The organism is Burkholderia cenocepacia (assembly GCF_900446215.1).
Lineage (GTDB): Bacteria > Pseudomonadota > Gammaproteobacteria > Burkholderiales > Burkholderiaceae > Burkholderia > Burkholderia cenocepacia.
Genome location: NZ_UAQZ01000001.1, coordinates 642773 through 658115 on the forward strand (window position 1 = coordinate 642773; position 15343 = coordinate 658115).

At 69.7% G+C, this 15343-nt stretch carries 14 protein-coding genes; 9 read left to right on the forward strand and 5 right to left on the reverse strand.

The window, feature by feature from the left end; genetic code table 11:
• Nucleotides 1-73: 73 nt before the first annotated feature.
• Both DTA15_RS03005 and DTA15_RS38930 read left to right on the forward strand, forming a co-directional pair.
• Nucleotides 74-1306 carry an MFS transporter gene (locus tag DTA15_RS03005; protein ID WP_006488083.1) on the forward strand — a complete coding sequence of 411 codons (1233 nt, stop codon included), beginning with the start codon at nucleotides 74-76 and terminating at the stop codon, nucleotides 1304-1306.
• Nucleotides 1297-1419, forward strand: coding sequence for a hypothetical protein (locus DTA15_RS38930; RefSeq protein WP_006488066.1), 123 nt, complete (start codon nucleotides 1297-1299; stop codon nucleotides 1417-1419). The genes DTA15_RS03005 and DTA15_RS38930 overlap by 10 nt, the downstream gene beginning before the upstream one ends.
• 22 nt (nucleotides 1420-1441) lie before the next feature.
• Here DTA15_RS38930 and DTA15_RS03010 read toward each other — a convergent pair whose 3' ends face one another.
• Nucleotides 1442-2920, reverse strand: coding sequence for a cryptochrome/photolyase family protein (locus DTA15_RS03010; protein WP_020979781.1), 1479 nt, complete (start codon nucleotides 2918-2920; stop codon nucleotides 1442-1444).
• Between the two features lie 326 nt (nucleotides 2921-3246).
• On the opposite strand from DTA15_RS03010, the gene DTA15_RS03015 reads away from it, so the two are divergent.
• Nucleotides 3247-3726, forward strand: a complete 480-nt coding sequence (locus tag DTA15_RS03015; protein ID WP_006486060.1) for an SRPBCC domain-containing protein — start codon at nucleotides 3247-3249, stop codon at nucleotides 3724-3726.
• Nucleotides 3727-3739: 13 nt separating this feature from the next.
• A complete protein-coding gene (locus DTA15_RS03020; RefSeq protein WP_006486058.1) occupies nucleotides 3740-4192 on the forward strand; it encodes a nuclear transport factor 2 family protein in 453 nt (150 codons plus the stop codon).
• A 74-nt stretch (nucleotides 4193-4266) separates the two neighbouring features.
• On the opposite strand, the gene DTA15_RS03025 is transcribed toward DTA15_RS03020, so the two are convergent.
• The 4 genes from DTA15_RS03025 to DTA15_RS03040 are packed head-to-tail and all read right to left on the reverse strand — an operon-like array spanning nucleotide 4267 to nucleotide 8397.
• Complete coding sequence (locus tag DTA15_RS03025) at nucleotides 4267-5247, reverse strand: hypothetical protein (protein ID WP_006486066.1); 981 nt, start codon at nucleotides 5245-5247, stop codon at nucleotides 4267-4269.
• Nucleotides 5248-5264: 17 nt separating this feature from the next.
• Complete coding sequence (locus DTA15_RS03030; protein WP_006486063.1) at nucleotides 5265-6056, reverse strand: SDR family oxidoreductase; 792 nt, start codon at nucleotides 6054-6056, stop codon at nucleotides 5265-5267.
• A gap of 41 nt (nucleotides 6057-6097) precedes the next feature.
• The gene (locus DTA15_RS03035; RefSeq protein WP_006486067.1) at nucleotides 6098-7291 is read right to left on the reverse strand and encodes a sulfotransferase family protein; all 1194 of its coding nucleotides are present in this window, start codon (nucleotides 7289-7291) and stop codon (nucleotides 6098-6100) included.
• Entirely contained in the window at nucleotides 7288-8397 is a 1110-nt protein-coding gene (locus DTA15_RS03040; RefSeq protein ID WP_006486054.1) for a DUF1214 domain-containing protein, read from the reverse strand. The genes DTA15_RS03035 and DTA15_RS03040 overlap by 4 nt, the downstream gene beginning before the upstream one ends.
• 214 nt (nucleotides 8398-8611) lie before the next feature.
• On the opposite strand from DTA15_RS03040, the gene cysD reads away from it, so the two are divergent.
• The 5 genes from cysD (at nucleotide 8612) to DTA15_RS03070 (ending at nucleotide 15333) form a co-directional block, all read left to right on the forward strand.
• The gene (cysD, locus tag DTA15_RS03045) at nucleotides 8612-9508 is read left to right on the forward strand and encodes a sulfate adenylyltransferase subunit CysD (RefSeq protein WP_006486056.1); all 897 of its coding nucleotides are present in this window, start codon (nucleotides 8612-8614) and stop codon (nucleotides 9506-9508) included.
• A complete protein-coding gene (gene cysN, locus DTA15_RS03050; protein ID WP_006486064.1) occupies nucleotides 9508-11406 on the forward strand; it encodes a sulfate adenylyltransferase subunit CysN in 1899 nt (632 codons plus the stop codon). Before cysD ends, cysN begins: the two co-directional genes overlap by 1 nt.
• Before the next feature lie 106 nt (nucleotides 11407-11512).
• Complete coding sequence (locus DTA15_RS03055) at nucleotides 11513-12700, forward strand: helix-turn-helix transcriptional regulator (protein WP_006486068.1); 1188 nt, start codon at nucleotides 11513-11515, stop codon at nucleotides 12698-12700.
• Between the two features lie 232 nt (nucleotides 12701-12932).
• A complete protein-coding gene (locus DTA15_RS03065; protein WP_006486057.1) occupies nucleotides 12933-14300 on the forward strand; it encodes an MFS transporter in 1368 nt (455 codons plus the stop codon).
• The gene (locus DTA15_RS03070) at nucleotides 14287-15333 is read left to right on the forward strand and encodes a lactonase family protein (RefSeq protein ID WP_006486055.1); all 1047 of its coding nucleotides are present in this window, start codon (nucleotides 14287-14289) and stop codon (nucleotides 15331-15333) included. Before DTA15_RS03065 ends, DTA15_RS03070 begins: the two co-directional genes overlap by 14 nt.
• The last annotated feature ends 10 nt before the right edge of the window (nucleotides 15334-15343 follow it).

Consider the following 15343-nt stretch of genomic DNA (forward strand, 5'->3'; position numbering starts at 1 on the left):
GCGACGGCAGCCGCGATCGTCTAATCGGATCGAGCGCGGCCGTTTCGCCGCGCGCCTTCATCCGGAGACACGCATGACCCCGATCGAGCAGGAAGTCCGGCGCCGCTGGCTGCCCGTGCTGGCAGGCGGCCTGATCATGGGCGCCGCGCTCGGCATCCGTCACGTGCAGGGGCTGTTCCTCGCGCCCGTCTCGCTCGACCACGGCTGGTCGCGCGAAGCGTTCGGGCTGGCGCTGGCGCTGCAGAACCTGATCTGGGGCGTCGCGCAGCCGTTCACCGGGATGGTGGCCGACCGCTTCGGCTCGGTGCGCGTGATCGTCGCCGGCATGCTGCTGTACGCGGCCGGGCTCGTCACGATGGCGCACGCGGCCACGACCGGCCTGTTCACGGTCGGCGCCGGCCTCGTGATCGGCATCGCGCTGTCGGGTTCGGCGTTCGCGTCGATCTACGGCGCGCTGAGCCGCCTGTTTCCACCCGACCGGCGCGGCTGGGCGCTCGGTGTCGCCGGCGCGATCGGCGGGCTCGGCCAGTTCTGCATGGTGCCCGTCGCGCAGGCACTGATCGGCGGCATCGGCTGGCGCCACGCGTTCATCGCGCTGGCGCTCGTCGCCGCGCTGCTCGCGCCGCTCGCGGTGCTGCTGCGCGACCGGCCCGCGCAGGTGGCCAGCGGCGCCGCCGGCCCCGACCAGTCGATCGGCGAAGCGGTGCGCGAGGCGTTCGCGCATCGCGGCTTCTGGCTGCTGAACGCGGGCTTCTTCGCGTGCGGCTTCCAGCTCGCGTTCATCGCGACGCACCTGCCCGCGTACCTGCTCGACCACGGGCTGCCGGCGCGCCACGCGAGCGTCGCGCTCGCGCTGATCGCGCTGACCAACGTGGCCGGCACCTACGCGTGCGGCCATCTCGGCGGGCTGCTGCGGCGCAAGTACGTGCTGTCGGTGCTGTATCTCGTGCGCGCGCTCGCGATGGCCGCGTTCGTCGCCGCCCCGCTGTCGCCCGCGAGCGTCTACGTGTTCGCGGCCGTGATGGGGTTCACATGGCTCGGCACGGTGCCGCTGACGAACGGCGTGATCTCGCAGGTGTTCGGCGTGCGCTACATCGCGACGCTGTTCGGCTTCGTGTTCTTCGGGCACCAGCTCGGCAGCTTCTTCGGCGTGTGGCTCGGCGCGCTCGTGTACGACGCGACGCATTCGTACCTGCCGCTGTGGCTCGGCTCGATCGCGCTCGGCGTGCTCGCGGCGCTGCTGCACCTGCCGATCGACGACGCGCGCGTCGCCCGCCCGGCGTCGGGCCGCGCGGCATGGGCCTGATCCGTGCGGCCCTGACCGCCGGCACGCTCGCGTTCGTCGCGTGGTGCGGCGCGGCCTACTTCGGTTCCGACGTCGCCTACGCGCTGCTCGAGCACGTCGCGTTCTGCAATTGAGGCGGCGAACCGCGGCGTACGGTCAGCGGCGCTTCGGCAACGCGGCCAGCGCGTCGAGCGCACGGGCACGCGCGGCCGCGTGTTCGACGAGCGGCGCCGGATAGTCGATGCCGAGCCGGATGCCGGCCGCTTCGAGCGCCAGCGGCGACGCTTCCCACGGCGCATGGATCGACGCATCGTCGAGGCCGGCAAGCTCGGGCACCCAGCGCCGTACGTACGCGCCGTCCGGATCGAACTTCTGCCCCTGCGCGACCGGATTGAAGATGCGGAAATACGGCGCGGCATCGGCGCCGCAGCCAGCCACCCATTGCCAGCTCGCCGCGTTGTTCGCGGGATCGGCGTCGACCAGCGTATCGCGGAACCATGCTTCGCCCGCGCGCCAGTCGATCAGCAGGTGCTTGATCAGGAACGACGCGACGACCATCCGCACGCGGTTGTGCATCCAGCCGGTCGTCCACAGCTCGCGCAGGCCCGCATCGACGAGCGGGTAGCCGGTCCGGCCGCGCTGCCACGCACGTAACGCGGCGGGATCGTCGCGCCACGGCATCGCATCGAATTGCGCGCGGAAGTTGTCGGTCGCGAGCGTCGGGAAGTGATACAGCAGCGTGTAGCTGAATTCGCGCCAGCCGAGCTCGCTCAGGAACTTGTCGGCATCGGCCGCGTATGCCGCGCCGCCCGCGCTCGCCGCGCCCTGCACCGCATGCCACACCTGCCTGGGCGACACGTTGCCGAAGCGCAGGAACGGCGACAGCCGGCTCGTCGCCGGGCGGTCGGGCCGGTCGCGCGCATCCGCATAGCCGGCGAGCGATGTCGTGAGAAACGCATCGAGCTGTGCATGCGCACCGGCTTCGTCGGGCGCCGGCCACGCATCGCGCAGTCCGCCGGCCCAGTCCGGCGCATGCGGACGCAACGCGAGCGCGTCGAGCGCCAGCGCGCGGTCGCGCACGGCCTTCGGCCACGAATGAAACACGATCTGCCCGGGTGCCGGCAGCGGCGCGGCGACCGCGCGATCGCGGCGTGCCGCGCGCCAGTACGCGGTGAATACCTGATACGGGCCGCCGCTGCCCGTCAGCACCTCCCACGGCTCGTTCAGCAGGCTGCCGTTGCTGCTCTCGACCGCCACGCCGCGCGCCTTGAGCGACGTCTTCAGCGCCGCGTCGGCGTCGCGCTGCGGCTGCGCATAGCGGCGGTTCCAGTACACGGCCGCCGCGCCCGTGTCGCGAACGAGTCGCTCGATCTCGCGCTGCGCGTCGCCGCGCAACAGCAGCAGGCGCCCGCCATGCCGCGCGAGCGCGGCGTCGAGCCCCGCCAGCGACCCGTGCAGCCACCAGCGCGCCGCCCCGCCGAGCGCGGGCCCGGCGCCGGCGCCCGTGTCGTCGACGAAGACGCACACGAGCGGCCGGCCGGATTCGACCGCAAGCGTCAGCGCGGGCTGATCGGTCACGCGCAGATCGTCGCGGAACCAGACGATCGCGGGAGCAACGGACGACTGGGCGGGCACGGGCACCTCGATGACGAAAGCGAAAAGAGATGCGTATTGTCGCGGCTGCGCGGCGCGGTGTCGACGCCGCCGACGGTCGGGCCAATCCTGCCGCCCCGCCGCGCCCGGTGAAACGCCTTAGTCCGTTCCGACGATTCTTCACCGTGCGCGCCGGCCTACGCTCGATGTCGGGTGCGCCGCGCGGCGCCGCACGTCGCCGGCCGCGACCGGCCCCGCCTGCTCCGCGCCGCACCCGTCGCGCGCGCCGGCCGATACCGGCGCGATTCCTTCCGACCGCTGCACCGCCTGAAGCCACGCGGGCGCGCAGCCTGATCCGATCCGCCGCCATGACCAAACCCTCGAATCTCGTCACCTCGATCACCGTCGACATCGATGCGCCGGCCGCCGTCGTCTGGGAAGTGCTGACCGACTTCCCGCGCTACGGCGAATGGAACACGTTCTGCATCGGCTTCGAAACGACCGGCAAACTCGGCGATTTCGTGCACATGCAGATTCGCATTCCGGGCACGGAGACCGTGATTCCCGTCGACGAAATCCTCGTCGCATACGAGCCCGAACGCCTGCTGTCGTGGGAGCAACGCCCGACCGACGACAACAAGGACGCCGCGCGCCGCGACCAGTACATCGACGCGACGGGCGCGGAGCGCTGCCGCTACTTCACGACCGACCAGTTCCTCGGCGTCAACGCGGACACGATCATGCAGCACCACGGCGCGTGGGTGAAACAGGGTTTCGATCAGTGCGCGCGCGACGTGAAGCGGCGCGCCGAAGCGCTGCATGCGGCACGCACGCGCAAAAGCAGCTGAGCGGGAGCGGTCGATGCCCGATCTGCACACGCTGTCCGATCATCACGACATCCGCGAGCGGGTCGTCCCGTATTCGAGCGCGATCGACTCGTGCGACTTCGATGCGCTCGACACGGTATTCACGCCCGACGCGGCGATCGACTGTCGCGCAATGGGCGGCATCGCCGGTCGCTATCCGGACGTGAAAGCGTGGCTGCGCACCGTGCTGCCGCGATTTCCGCGGTATCAGCATCTGGTCGGCAACCTGTCGATCCGGCTCGACGGCGACACCGCGCGCGGCCGCACGATCTGCTTCAATCCGATGGAAGTCGCGCTGCCGGACGGCGGCACGCAGGTGATGTTTCTCGGGCTGTGGTACGTCGACCGGTTCGTGCGTACCGCGCACGGCTCGCGCATCGCCGAGCGCGTCGAGGCGCGCTGCTACGGCCACAACGTGCCGGCCGCGCTCGCCGGGACGATCGGCTGATCCGGTCATGCTACGCGCGCCGTGCGATGGCTGCGCGACGCGCGCAGCGTCGATGCATTGCGTCGATCGCGGCGTCAGTCGAGCCGGAACGCGGCCTCGAAACGCTCGGCGAATGCGTCGAACTCGGCTTCCGGCAGATGGTTGATGCCGCCCGCGCGCTTGCGCCCGCCGCCCGTCGCGAAGCCGCGGCAGAACTCGTCCGCGCCGATCGGCCGGCCGTCGGGCACGCGCACGCTGACGACCAACCCGCCGTCCGCGCGCGGCGACAGCACCGCGAGCGCCGCATGCGGCGCATTGCGCATCCGCTCGTTCGCGAGCATGCCGGTCGCACGCCGCGCCCACGGGTGGTCGGGCATCCGGACCAGCGTCGCGCCCGGCACCTCGCGCAGCGGCGCGAGTGCACACGCGCGCGCCATGTCGTCGCGGTAGCCGTCGCGCAACGCGGCGAACACGGCCGTCTCGCGCACGAACTCGAGCGGATCGGTGCACGGCAGCATCGCGTCCGCGAGCGCCGCCGGATCGAAATGCAGATCGCCGACGCACTCGCCGTACGCGTTGTAGTTCAGGTAGAGCCCGAGCTCGGCCAGCACGCAACGCTCGGCTTCGTCGACCCCATGCTCGCGCGCGAGTGCGTCGCCGAGCGCCGGCAGTTCGTCGCCGAACGCCGCGACGATCGCCCAGCGCACGTACCGGCCGCCGAGATAGCGATTCACGATCGCGCTCGTGCAGACGTCGGCTGCCGTGTCGATATGCGCGTCGAAGCGCGGATCGTCGGGCAGCGCGCCCGCGAAGTGATGGTCGAAATAACGGACCGTCGCGCCGTCACGCAGCAATCGCGCGCACGCGTCGCGGTTCTGGTCGTGCGATACGTCGAGCACGGTGACGAGGTCGCCCACGCGCGCGTCGATGCGCTCGAGCAGCCGGATGTCGCGCTTCACGCCGGTCACGAGCGTGCCGTGCACGCGTTCCGCGAGCCGCAGTTGCTGAAGCGCGCACAGGCCGTCCGCGTCGCCGTTGAACGCGAAGACGTGCCGCGCGTACTGGTTGTCCTGCATGATCCGTGGCTCCATCGTCAAGGCATGAAATCGCCGCCGTTCGCGTCGAGCGTCGCGCCCGTCACCGCGTTCGCGTAGTCGGACGCGAGGAACAGCGCCGCACGCGCGCAATCGTCGTCGGTCGGCAGCTTCGCGAGCGCGATGTTCGACGCGATCGGCGCAACGATCTGCGCCTCCGTCATCCCGTAGTCGGCGGCCGCCTGCCGGAAATAGGTCTGCGTCGGCACGCCCCACATCCAGCCCATGTGGATGCTGTTCGCGCGAATGCCGTGCACGCCGAGTTCGCGCGCCAGGTATTTTGCCGCAACCGCGAGCGCGCCCTTCGATACAGCGTAGCCGCCCTCCCCTGCAAACGGCTTGCGGGTCGCCTGCGTGTTGATCATCACGATCGCGCCGCGCTGCTGCCGTTTCATGTGCGGCACGACTTCCTGCGTGAGCGCCATCGTACCGAACACGTTGGTCTCGAACACCGCGCGCCAGCCGTCGAGGTCGGCTTGCTCCACCGGCTCCGGAAACGTCCCATGCACGAACGCGCTGTTCACGAGCGCGTCGATCCGGCCGAAGCGCTCGACGGCCCGCGTCGCGAGCTGCCGGCATTGTGCCCGATCGGTGATGTCGGTCTGCACCTTCAGCACCGCGCAATCGACATCGAGTGCACGGATTCGCGCGTCGGCGTCGTCGAGCTTTTCCATCGTGCGCGCCGCGACCACCACGCCGCGTGCGCCCTCGCGCGCGGCTTCGACCGCGAGCTTCACGCCGAGTCCCGGCCCGATTCCGGAAATCACGACGATCTTGTCCTTCAGCAACATGGGTTGTCTCCTGGTTGTCGTTCGTCTTGCGTACGCGGCCGTCAGACGGCGGCCTGCAGGTGCCGCGCGCGATACGCGGCGAAGTCGTGCGCGAGTTGCGCGTCGGTGAAGCCGAAGCGGGCGATCGAATAGTCGTGCGCGGCGCGCTTGTCGCGGCCGTTGCGCGCGATCCAGTCGGCCATCGCCGCACGCTGCCGCGCATCGACCGACATGCCGGCGAACGCATACACGGCGTGCGCCACCCCCAGCGGATTCGACACGGTGTCCTCGAACCGCACGTCGAGAAACCGGTGGGCCGGCAGCGCATCGCGCGCCGCCATCGCCGCACCGATCGCGCGCGCCATCCCTGCGTTCCACTGCGCGCCGACGGCGAGCGGATCGGGATCGTCCGCGTACAGTTGCCACAGCGTGTGCGCCATGCTCGCCATCGACGGAATCGTCTGCGCCGGATCGCGGTGCGTGAGCACGACCTGCGCACGCGGAAACACGCGGCACAGCACGTCAAGCGCATGCAGGTGCTGCGGCGTTTTCAGCAGCCAGCGCTCGGCCGGCGCGACGCCGCGCCGCGCCTTCTGCCACTGCAGGAACTGCAGCATCCGTTTCAGGTACGTGTAGACCGGCGTGAGATCCTGCCGCGCGAGCCAGGCCGTATAGCGCGGCACGTTCGCGTACGAATCCATCGCGCACACGAACGAATGCTCCATCAGCATGAATTCCTCGTCGGCGAGCATCGCGTCGAGCGGATGGATCGTCAGGATCTGCGGGATGCAGTCGATCATCGTCGCGACCTCGGCCTGCGCGCGCGCGATGCGCACGGCCGGCGCGTCGAGCGTCTCGCCGGCAAGCGGCGCCGGGTAGCGCGTTTCCCACCACGCGGCCGAATGAAAGCGCGGGTCGACGGCCAGTAGCCGCTGCAGCAGCGTCGTGCCCGTACGCGGCAGGCCGACGATCACGAGCGGATCGTCGATTGCAATGTCCGCGATCTCCGGATGGCGCCGGAAGTAATCCTCGACGACGAGCCGGTTCACGAGCTGGCCGACGAGCTTTTCGCGCATCATCGCCGCGCCGCGCGCGGACAGCGCCGCTTCGTCGATCAGCGACGCGCACATCACGTCGAGCGCGTCGCGATACGGCCCGTCGCCGAACGCGGTGAGCCCGCCCGTGCGCGACACGGCCTCGGCCATCAAGCCGTCGGGGGCGAGCAGCGTGCGAGCCTGGTCGAGCGGCGCGTTCATGCGGCCTCCTTCAGCGCGGCGAGCTTCACGACGCGCGTGCGCGGATGCACCGGTTGCGCGGCGCCCACCCAGCGCCAGCAGATCGTGCCGGTGCGATGCCCGGCGGTATCGAGCCAGTTCGCGCTGCCCGGCCGCGTGGCCGCGACGATCACCGTCACCCCGCCGTCCGCATTGGGCCGAGCGCTGTGCTTGTTCACGCAGATGTCGAAGTGCCGATAGTCGAGCGACTCCATCCAGTAGTTGTTGAGCTGCACGTTCCAGAAATCGCAGTCCGGCACGGTATCGACGTCGATCACGAGCGCCTCGTCGGCGGCGAGCGACCAGCACGAGTGGTAGTAGTAGATGTTCGGATCGCCGCCGACCGACTGGCACAGCGCCTGGTCGGCGGGCGGCAGCGCGTTCACGTGCGGGCGATAGCTCGCGGCCCAGTCCGCGAACAGCTTCGACGTCTGCTCGACGAACTGCGCGGCGCGCATCAGGCCGCCCTGCAGCGCGAGCGGATCGAGCGGCGCGGGGCGCGCCTGCGCATCGATGCGTTCGATCTTCAGTTGCGCGGGCGTCTCCGTGCGCCGGTCGAGGAAGGTCTGGCGCACCAGCAGCGCGTTGGTGTCCGGCTCCATCCGCACCCAGTTGCCCGCGCGCGGCGTCGCGCTCAACACGATCTCGACGCTGCCGTCCGGCGCGATCTCGAGCTGCTTCGCGTCGAGAAAGCCTGTCTGCAGCATCTTGCCGTCGGTCTCGTAGCCGCCCTTCTGTGTGCCGAAGCTCAGGTATGCGACCGTGCCGCGCCGTCCCGTCACGCGGTATTCGCAGCGGCCGTCGACGCGCGCGTACTGGTACAGGTTGTCGGGGTTGTCGGCGCCGATCTTCGCGGTCTCGTGGGACGGCGAGAAGAAGCCCGGCCACGCGCCGTCCGCGAACTCGACGTGCATTTCCAGCGCGATGCGCATCAGTCGGCTCAGGTAGCGGAAGCCTTCCGCACGCGTGAGCGGATCGTCCGGCGCGTCGGTGCGCAGGATCTGTTCTCCGCTGCGTTTCAGGGTGTCGCAGAAATCGGCCCAGGTCTGGCCCGAAAGCAATTGCGTGGCGCGTGTGTCATCCGTCATGTGTCGTCTCCGCCGATGGTCGAGCGCTCACCTTAAGCGGCGCCGCCGTGCGCCACTTCGTCCGGGTGGACTAAGGAAAGATCCGCTCCACGGCCGCGTGCCGGTTTAGTCCACCCGGACGAAGAGCGGCATGCCGCCCGCTCGATACCGTTGGCGTCATGCCCGCAACGCCGCACATGTCGCGCGGCGCCGGCATGAAACAAGGAGACGAACGATGTTGACCCACCTGGAGCGGCTGGAGGCCGAAAGCATCCACATCATGCGCGAGGTCGTGGCCGAGAGCGAGAACCCGGTGATGCTGTATTCGATCGGCAAGGACAGCTCGGTCATGCTGCATCTCGCGATGAAGGCGTTCTACCCGGCGAAGCCGCCCTTTCCGCTACTGCACGTCGATACGACGTGGAAATTCCGCGAGATGATCGCGTTTCGCGACGAGACGGCCGCGCGCCTCGGCCTCGACCTGCGCGTGCACGTCAACCCCGACGGCATCGCGAACGGCATCAATCCGTTCACGCACGGCTCGGCCGTGCACACCGACGTGTGGAAGACGCAAGGGCTCAAGCAGGCGCTCGATCACTACGGTTTCGACGCCGCGTTCGGCGGCGCACGCCGCGACGAGGAGAAATCGCGCGCGAAGGAGCGCATCGTGTCGCTGCGTTCGGACCAGCACCGCTGGGACCCGAAGCGCCAGCGCCCCGAGCTCTGGTCGCTGTACAACGCGCGCAAGCGCAAGGGCGAAAGCCTGCGCGTGTTCCCGATCTCGAACTGGACCGAGCTCGATATCTGGCAGTACATCCGGCTTCACGACATCCCGATCGTGCCGCTCTACTTCGCGAAGGAACGGCCCGTCGTCGAACGCGACGGCGCGCTGATCATGGTCGACGACGAACGCCTGCCGCTGCGTGACGGCGAAGTGCCGCGGATGCGCAACGTGCGCTTTCGCACGCTCGGTTGCTATCCGCTCACGGGCGCGATCGACAGCGACGCGACGACGCTCGACGACATCCTGCGGGAGATGCGCGACACGCGGACGTCCGAACGCCAGGGACGGCTGATCGACAGCGATTCGGCCGGTTCGATGGAAAGGAAGAAACAGGAGGGATATTTCTGATGGCACACGTACTCGCCGCGCCCGAGGCGCCCCCTATCCACGCCGACGAGACGCGAACGAAGGACCTGCTGCGTTTCATCACCTGCGGCAGCGTCGACGACGGCAAGAGCACGCTGATCGGCCGCCTGCTCTACGAATCGAACATGCTGTTCGACGACCAGCTCACGCAGCTCGAAGCCGATTCGAAGAAGGTCGGCACGCAGGGCGGCGAACTCGATTTCGCGCTGCTCGTCGACGGCCTGTCGGCCGAACGCGAGCAAGGCATCACGATCGACGTCGCGTACCGCTTCTTCGCGACCGCGCGGCGCAAGTTCATCGTCGCCGATACGCCCGGCCACGAACAGTACACGCGCAACATGATCACCGGCGCGTCGACCGCCGATCTCGCGGTGATCCTGATCGACGCGCGCAAGGGCGTGCTCACGCAGACGCGCCGTCACAGCCATCTCGTCGCGCTGATCGGCATCAAGCGCGTCGTGCTCGCGATCAACAAGATGGACCTCGTCGACTACGACCGGGCCGTGTTCGAGCGTATCGATGCGGACTACCGCGCGTTCGCGGCCGAGCTCGGGTTCGCCGAGATCGTCAGCATTCCGATGTCCGCGCTGCGCGGCGACAATGTGATCGCGCCGAGCGCACGGATGCCGTGGTACGCGGGCCCGCCGCTGATGCAGCATCTCGACCGCCTGCCGCTCGCCGCGCGCGTGACGCACGACGAACCGTTCCGGCTGCCGGTGCAATGGGTCAACCGTCCGCACCTGAATTTCCGCGGCTACGCGGGCAGCATCGCGTCGGGCGAGATTCGCGTCGGCGAACGCGTGCGCGTGCTGCCGTCCGGCAAGGAAAGCCGCGTCGCGTCGGTGATCACGCCGGCCGGCGAAGCCGGCATCGCCCGCGCCGGCGAAGCGGTGACGCTCACGCTCGCCGACGAAATCGACATCAGCCGCGGCGACCTGATCGCGCGTGCGGACGCGCCGCCGGAAGTCGCCGACCAGTTCGAGGCGACGCTCGTGTGGATGCACGACGAGCCGCTGCTGCCCGGCCGCCCGTATCTCGTGAAGCTCGGCACGCAGACGGTCGGCGCGACCTGCGCGACGCCGAAGTACAAGATCGACGTGAACACGCGCGAGCATCTCGCCGCGCGCACGCTCGCGCTGAACGAGATCGGCGTGTGCAACCTGAGCTTCGACCGGCCCGTCGCGTTCGATCCGTACGACCGGAACCGTCATACGGGCGGCTTCATCGTGATCGACCGCTTCAGCAACGACACGGTCGGCGCCGGGATGCTGCACTTCGCGCTGCGCCGCGCGCACAACGTGCACTGGCAGGCCGTCGACGTCGATCGCGACGCGCGCGCGCGGCAGAAGGCGCAGACGCCGCGCATCGTGTGGCTGACGGGGCTGTCGGGCGCCGGCAAGTCGACGATCGCGAACCTCGTCGAGCAACGGCTGCACGCGCTCGGCAAGCATACGTACCTGCTCGACGGCGACAACGTGCGGCACGGCCTCAACCGCGATCTCGGCTTCACCGAGGCCGACCGCGTGGAGAACATCCGGCGCGTCGCCGAAGTCGCGCGGCTGATGCTCGACGCGGGGCTCATCACGCTCGTGTCGTTCATCTCGCCGTTCCGCGCCGAGCGCGACATGGCGCGCGCGCTGGCGGGCCCGGACGAATTCGTCGAAGTGTTCGTCGACACGCCGCTCGCGGTCGCGGAGGAGCGCGATCCGAAGGGCTTGTACAAGAAGGCGCGGCGCGGCGAGCTGAAGCACTTCACCGGCATCGATTCGCCGTACGAGCCGCCCGTGCAGCCGGAGTTGCGTGTCGACACGGTGACCGAGTCGCCGGAGGTCGCGGCGGATCGCATCGTCACGTACCTGCTGCGCGAACGCGCGGCGTAAGCGGCGCCCGCCTGCCCGCGTCGCCTACTCCGTTCGGATGACGCGCGCGGCAGGCGGGCCGCTATGCTGGTTCGGAATCCTTCATCCGGACCAGGAGAACACGAGCATGCGGATCGCGCTGGCGCCCGGCGACACGGCCGCGCACGATGGTTTCGACGACGCGGCATGGAGCGCGCGCGAGCTCAGCGCATGGCTCGGGCTCGTCTATCAGGGTCCGTCTGAAACCACGCCGTGGGCCGGCTTTCTCGAAGCGGTTCGCGTGCGACTCGATGCGAGCTTCACGACGCTCGTGCTGCGCAATCCGGGCGGCGCGCGACACGGGCTGATCATCAACGCGTCCGCACACGGCCCGCTGCTGCCCGGCGAACCGTCGTACAGCGAGCAGTTCTATGCGCTGTGCCCGTTTCTCGACCACCCGCCCGGCCAGGTGTTCACGGCCGACCGCCTGTTCGGCGACGCCGCGTGGCGCGCGCACGATTTCTACCGGCAATACCTGCAGCCGCTCGACCTGCGCTACATCCTCGGCGCGAACCTGCGCGGCGAACGCGGCGTCGAGTGCGCGTTCTTCGTGAGCCGCCCGCACGGCGGCCGCGATTTCGACGCGACCGAGCGCGCGCAGGTCGCGACGCTGCTGCCGCACCTGCAACGCGCGGTCGAGCTGCACGCGGCGCTCGACGTCCTCGATGCCGAACGCGCGCTGTATGCGGGCACCGTCGACCGGCTCGACGTCGGCACCGCGATCGTCGACGAGGACGGCCGCGTGATCAAGCGCAACCGCATCGCCGAACGGCTGATCGACCAGCAGGACGGGCTGTGCGTGCGGCAGGAGCGGCTTCACGCGTCGTGCCCGCTCGACGAGCGCCGGCTGCAGAAGGCGCTGCAGGCCGCGCTCGAGCATTTCCGCGCCGGGGCGCTCACGCGCATCGAGGCCACCACGCTGTCGCGTCCCGGCGGCGCGATGCCGTTGAGCGTGCTGCTGCGCCCGCTCGCGCCCTATCGCGGCGCCGAGGACCGCCAGCATCGGCCGGCCGTCGCGGTGTTCGTCCGCGATCCGGCCGCGTCGCCGCAGACATCACGCGACATGCTGCACCGGCTGTTCCGGCTCACGCCGATGGAAACCGAAATCGCGCTGCTGCTGGTCGACGGGCTGACGCTCGACGAAGCGGCGGCCGCGACCGGCATCACGAAGAACACTGCCCGCGCGCACCTGCGCGGCATTTTCGCGAAAACGGGTGCGACGCGGCAGGCCGTGCTCGTGAAGACGCTGCTCAACAGCGTGGTGTCGATGGCGTAGCGCGCCGTGCCGGCACTCGGCACGATCTCATTTCACGTCATACGTCATCAGACGTTGTCGAATGACGCGTCGATCACCGGCATTCGCCAAATTTTAGGAAATTTCCGGGTAAACCCGCGACGTCATCGTCGATGCTCCGGCGTACCATGTCATACGACGACATACTACATCGACCGCCAACCAGACGCCGACGCGGGCTGCCGCCCCGTCCGCCGCCCGACCGGAGACACCCTTGAACCCGCCCTCGTCCGCCCTGCCCGGCCGCGACCCGCTCGCGTCGGCCGTCTCGAAAGTGAAGTGGCACGTGCTGCCGCTCGTGCTGATCATGTTCATCGCGAACTACATCGACCGCGTGAACGTCGGCTTCGTCGATCGCCATCTCGAAGCGTCGATCGGCATCGGCGCGGCCGCGTACGGGCTCGGCGCCGGGCTGTTCTTCGTCGGCTATGCGCTGTTCGAAGTGCCGTCGAACCTGCTGATGCAGCGCTACGGCGCGCGCGTCTGGCTGGCACGGATCATGGCGACGTGGGGCATCGTCGCGGCCGCGATGGCGTTCGTGTGGAACGACACGTCGTTCTACACGCTGCGCTTCCTGCTCGGCGCGGCCGAGGCCGGCTTCTTCCCCGGCGTCGTGCTGTACCTGTCGCAATGGCTGCCGCCGCAGGAACGTGGCAAGGCGATGGCGATCTTCCTCGGCGGCTCCGCGTTCGCGTCGGTGCTGTCCGGGCCCGTGACCGGCGCGCTGCTGTCGATCCGCGGCTTCGGCCTGCAGGGCTGGCAATGGATGTTCCTGATCGAAGGGCTGTTCTCGGTCGCGCTGTGCGGCGCGAGCTGGCTGCTGCTGAAATCGCATATCCGCGACGCGACGTGGCTCACGGCCGAGGAACGCACGGCGCTCCAGCACGCGCTCGACGCGGAACGTGCGACGCGCGACGTCCGCTCGAACGTGCCGGTGCGCGCCACCGCGCTGCTGCGCGATCCGCAGATCATGCTGTTCTGCTTCCTGTATTTCGCGATCCAGCTGACGATCTACGCGGCCACGTTCTGGCTGCCGACCATCATCCGCAGGATGGGCGGCCTCACCGATTTCCAGGTCGGCCTGTACAACACGATTCCGTGGATGATCGCGATCGGCGCGATGTACGGCTTCGCGGTGCTGTCGTCGAAGTGGAAGCATCCGCAGCGCTGGCTCGCGTTCTCGCTCGTGCTCGCCGCGTGCGGGCTGTTCGCGTCGACGTCGCCCAGTCCGGTGTGGTCGTTCGCGTCGATCTGCTTCGCCGCGCTCGGTTTCAAAGCCGCGGCGTCGCTGTTCTGGCCGATCCCGCAGGGCTATCTCGACACGCGCGTGGCCGCCGCCGTGATTGCGCTGATCAACTCGGTCGGCAACCTCGGCGGCTTCGTCGCGCCGACGGCCTTCGGCTATCTGAAGCAACATACGGGTTCGATCACGGGCGGGCTGTATGCGCTCGCGATCGCTTCGCTCGTCGCCGCGGTCGCCGCGCTGTTCGCGCGCACGCACCGGCGCAGCGAGCCGCCGCGCGGCCAGCCGGCCGACGAATCCTTCACGCACGCTCCGATGCTCCGCCATGCCGAACACTGACCGCCTGACCGTCGTCGTCTCGAATGCCGTCGACGGCGACCTCGCCACGTTCTCCCTCGCAGGCGACGGCACGCTCGCGCCGCTCGCCCGCTATCCCGCCGCCGACGTCGCGATGCCGATCGCCGTGCAGGCCGACCGCACGCGGCTCTACGTCGCGACCCGCGGCGAACAGCCGACGATCGTCGCGTTCCGCGTCGCGGCCACGGGCGCGCTCGCGCGCATCGGCACGACCGCGATCGACGCGAGTCATGCGTACCTGTCGCTCGACCGCGGCGGCCGCTGGCTGCTCGGTGCGTCGTACGGCGGCCATTCGCTGAGCCTTTACGACGCCGCGCGCGTGCGCGACGGCGACGGTACGCCGCTGCAGGTCGCGGGCGGCATCGCGAACGCGCACGCGGTGATCGTGTCGCCGGACAACCGCTTCGCGTACGTCAGCTCGCTCGGCTCGGACCGCGTGTTCGGCTTCGCGCTCGTCGAGGGCGCCGCCGGGTTGCGCGCGGTCGAACACGGCGAAACGCGCGTGCCGGCCGGCTTCGGTCCGCGTCACCTGCGATTCGCTGACGACGGCCGCACGCTCGTCGTCGTCAGCGAATTCCAGGCCACGCTCGCCACCTTCGCCCGCGACACCGCCACCGGCCGGCTCGGCGACGCACACGTGAGCGCGCGTCATCCGGCCGTCGCCGCGCTCGCGCAAGGCCATGCGCGCCCGCCCGCTCCTGTCGAGCCGTCCGTGTGGGCCGCGGACCTGCACCTGACGCCCGACGAGCGCTTCGCGTACGTCAGCGAACGCACGTCGAGCCGGTTGCTCGGCTATCGCCGCAACGACGACGGGTCGTTCGCCCCCGCGCACGCGACGGCCACCGAAGCGCAGCCGCGCGGGTTCGCGATCGATCCGTCGGGACACTGGCTGATCGCCTGCGGCGAGCAGTCCGAACACGTCGCGGTGTATGCGATCGCGCCGGACGACGGCACGCTGTCGCTGCACGCGCGCGTGCCGGGCGGCCGCGGCGCGAACTGGGTCGCGATCGTCTGAAGTCGGGCGG

Coding starts and splice junctions, on each gene's coding strand:
- DTA15_RS03035 (WP_006486067.1), bottom strand. CDS start 7,291: ATGAACGCGCCGCTCGACCAGGCTCGCACGCTGCTCGCCCCCGACGGC.
- DTA15_RS03055 (WP_006486068.1), top strand. CDS start 11,513: ATGCGGATCGCGCTGGCGCCCGGCGACACGGCCGCGCACGATGGTTTC.
- DTA15_RS38930 (WP_006488066.1), top strand. CDS start 1,297: ATGGGCCTGATCCGTGCGGCCCTGACCGCCGGCACGCTCGCGTTCGTC.
- DTA15_RS03005 (WP_006488083.1), top strand. CDS start 74: ATGACCCCGATCGAGCAGGAAGTCCGGCGCCGCTGGCTGCCCGTGCTG.
- DTA15_RS03015 (WP_006486060.1), top strand. CDS start 3,247: ATGACCAAACCCTCGAATCTCGTCACCTCGATCACCGTCGACATCGAT.
- DTA15_RS03070 (WP_006486055.1), top strand. CDS start 14,287: ATGCCGAACACTGACCGCCTGACCGTCGTCGTCTCGAATGCCGTCGAC.
- DTA15_RS03020 (WP_006486058.1), top strand. CDS start 3,740: ATGCCCGATCTGCACACGCTGTCCGATCATCACGACATCCGCGAGCGG.
- DTA15_RS03030 (WP_006486063.1), bottom strand. CDS start 6,056: ATGTTGCTGAAGGACAAGATCGTCGTGATTTCCGGAATCGGGCCGGGA.
- DTA15_RS03040 (WP_006486054.1), bottom strand. CDS start 8,397: ATGACGGATGACACACGCGCCACGCAATTGCTTTCGGGCCAGACCTGG.
- cysD (WP_006486056.1), top strand. CDS start 8,612: ATGTTGACCCACCTGGAGCGGCTGGAGGCCGAAAGCATCCACATCATG.
- DTA15_RS03025 (WP_006486066.1), bottom strand. CDS start 5,247: ATGCAGGACAACCAGTACGCGCGGCACGTCTTCGCGTTCAACGGCGAC.
- cysN (WP_006486064.1), top strand. CDS start 9,508: ATGGCACACGTACTCGCCGCGCCCGAGGCGCCCCCTATCCACGCCGAC.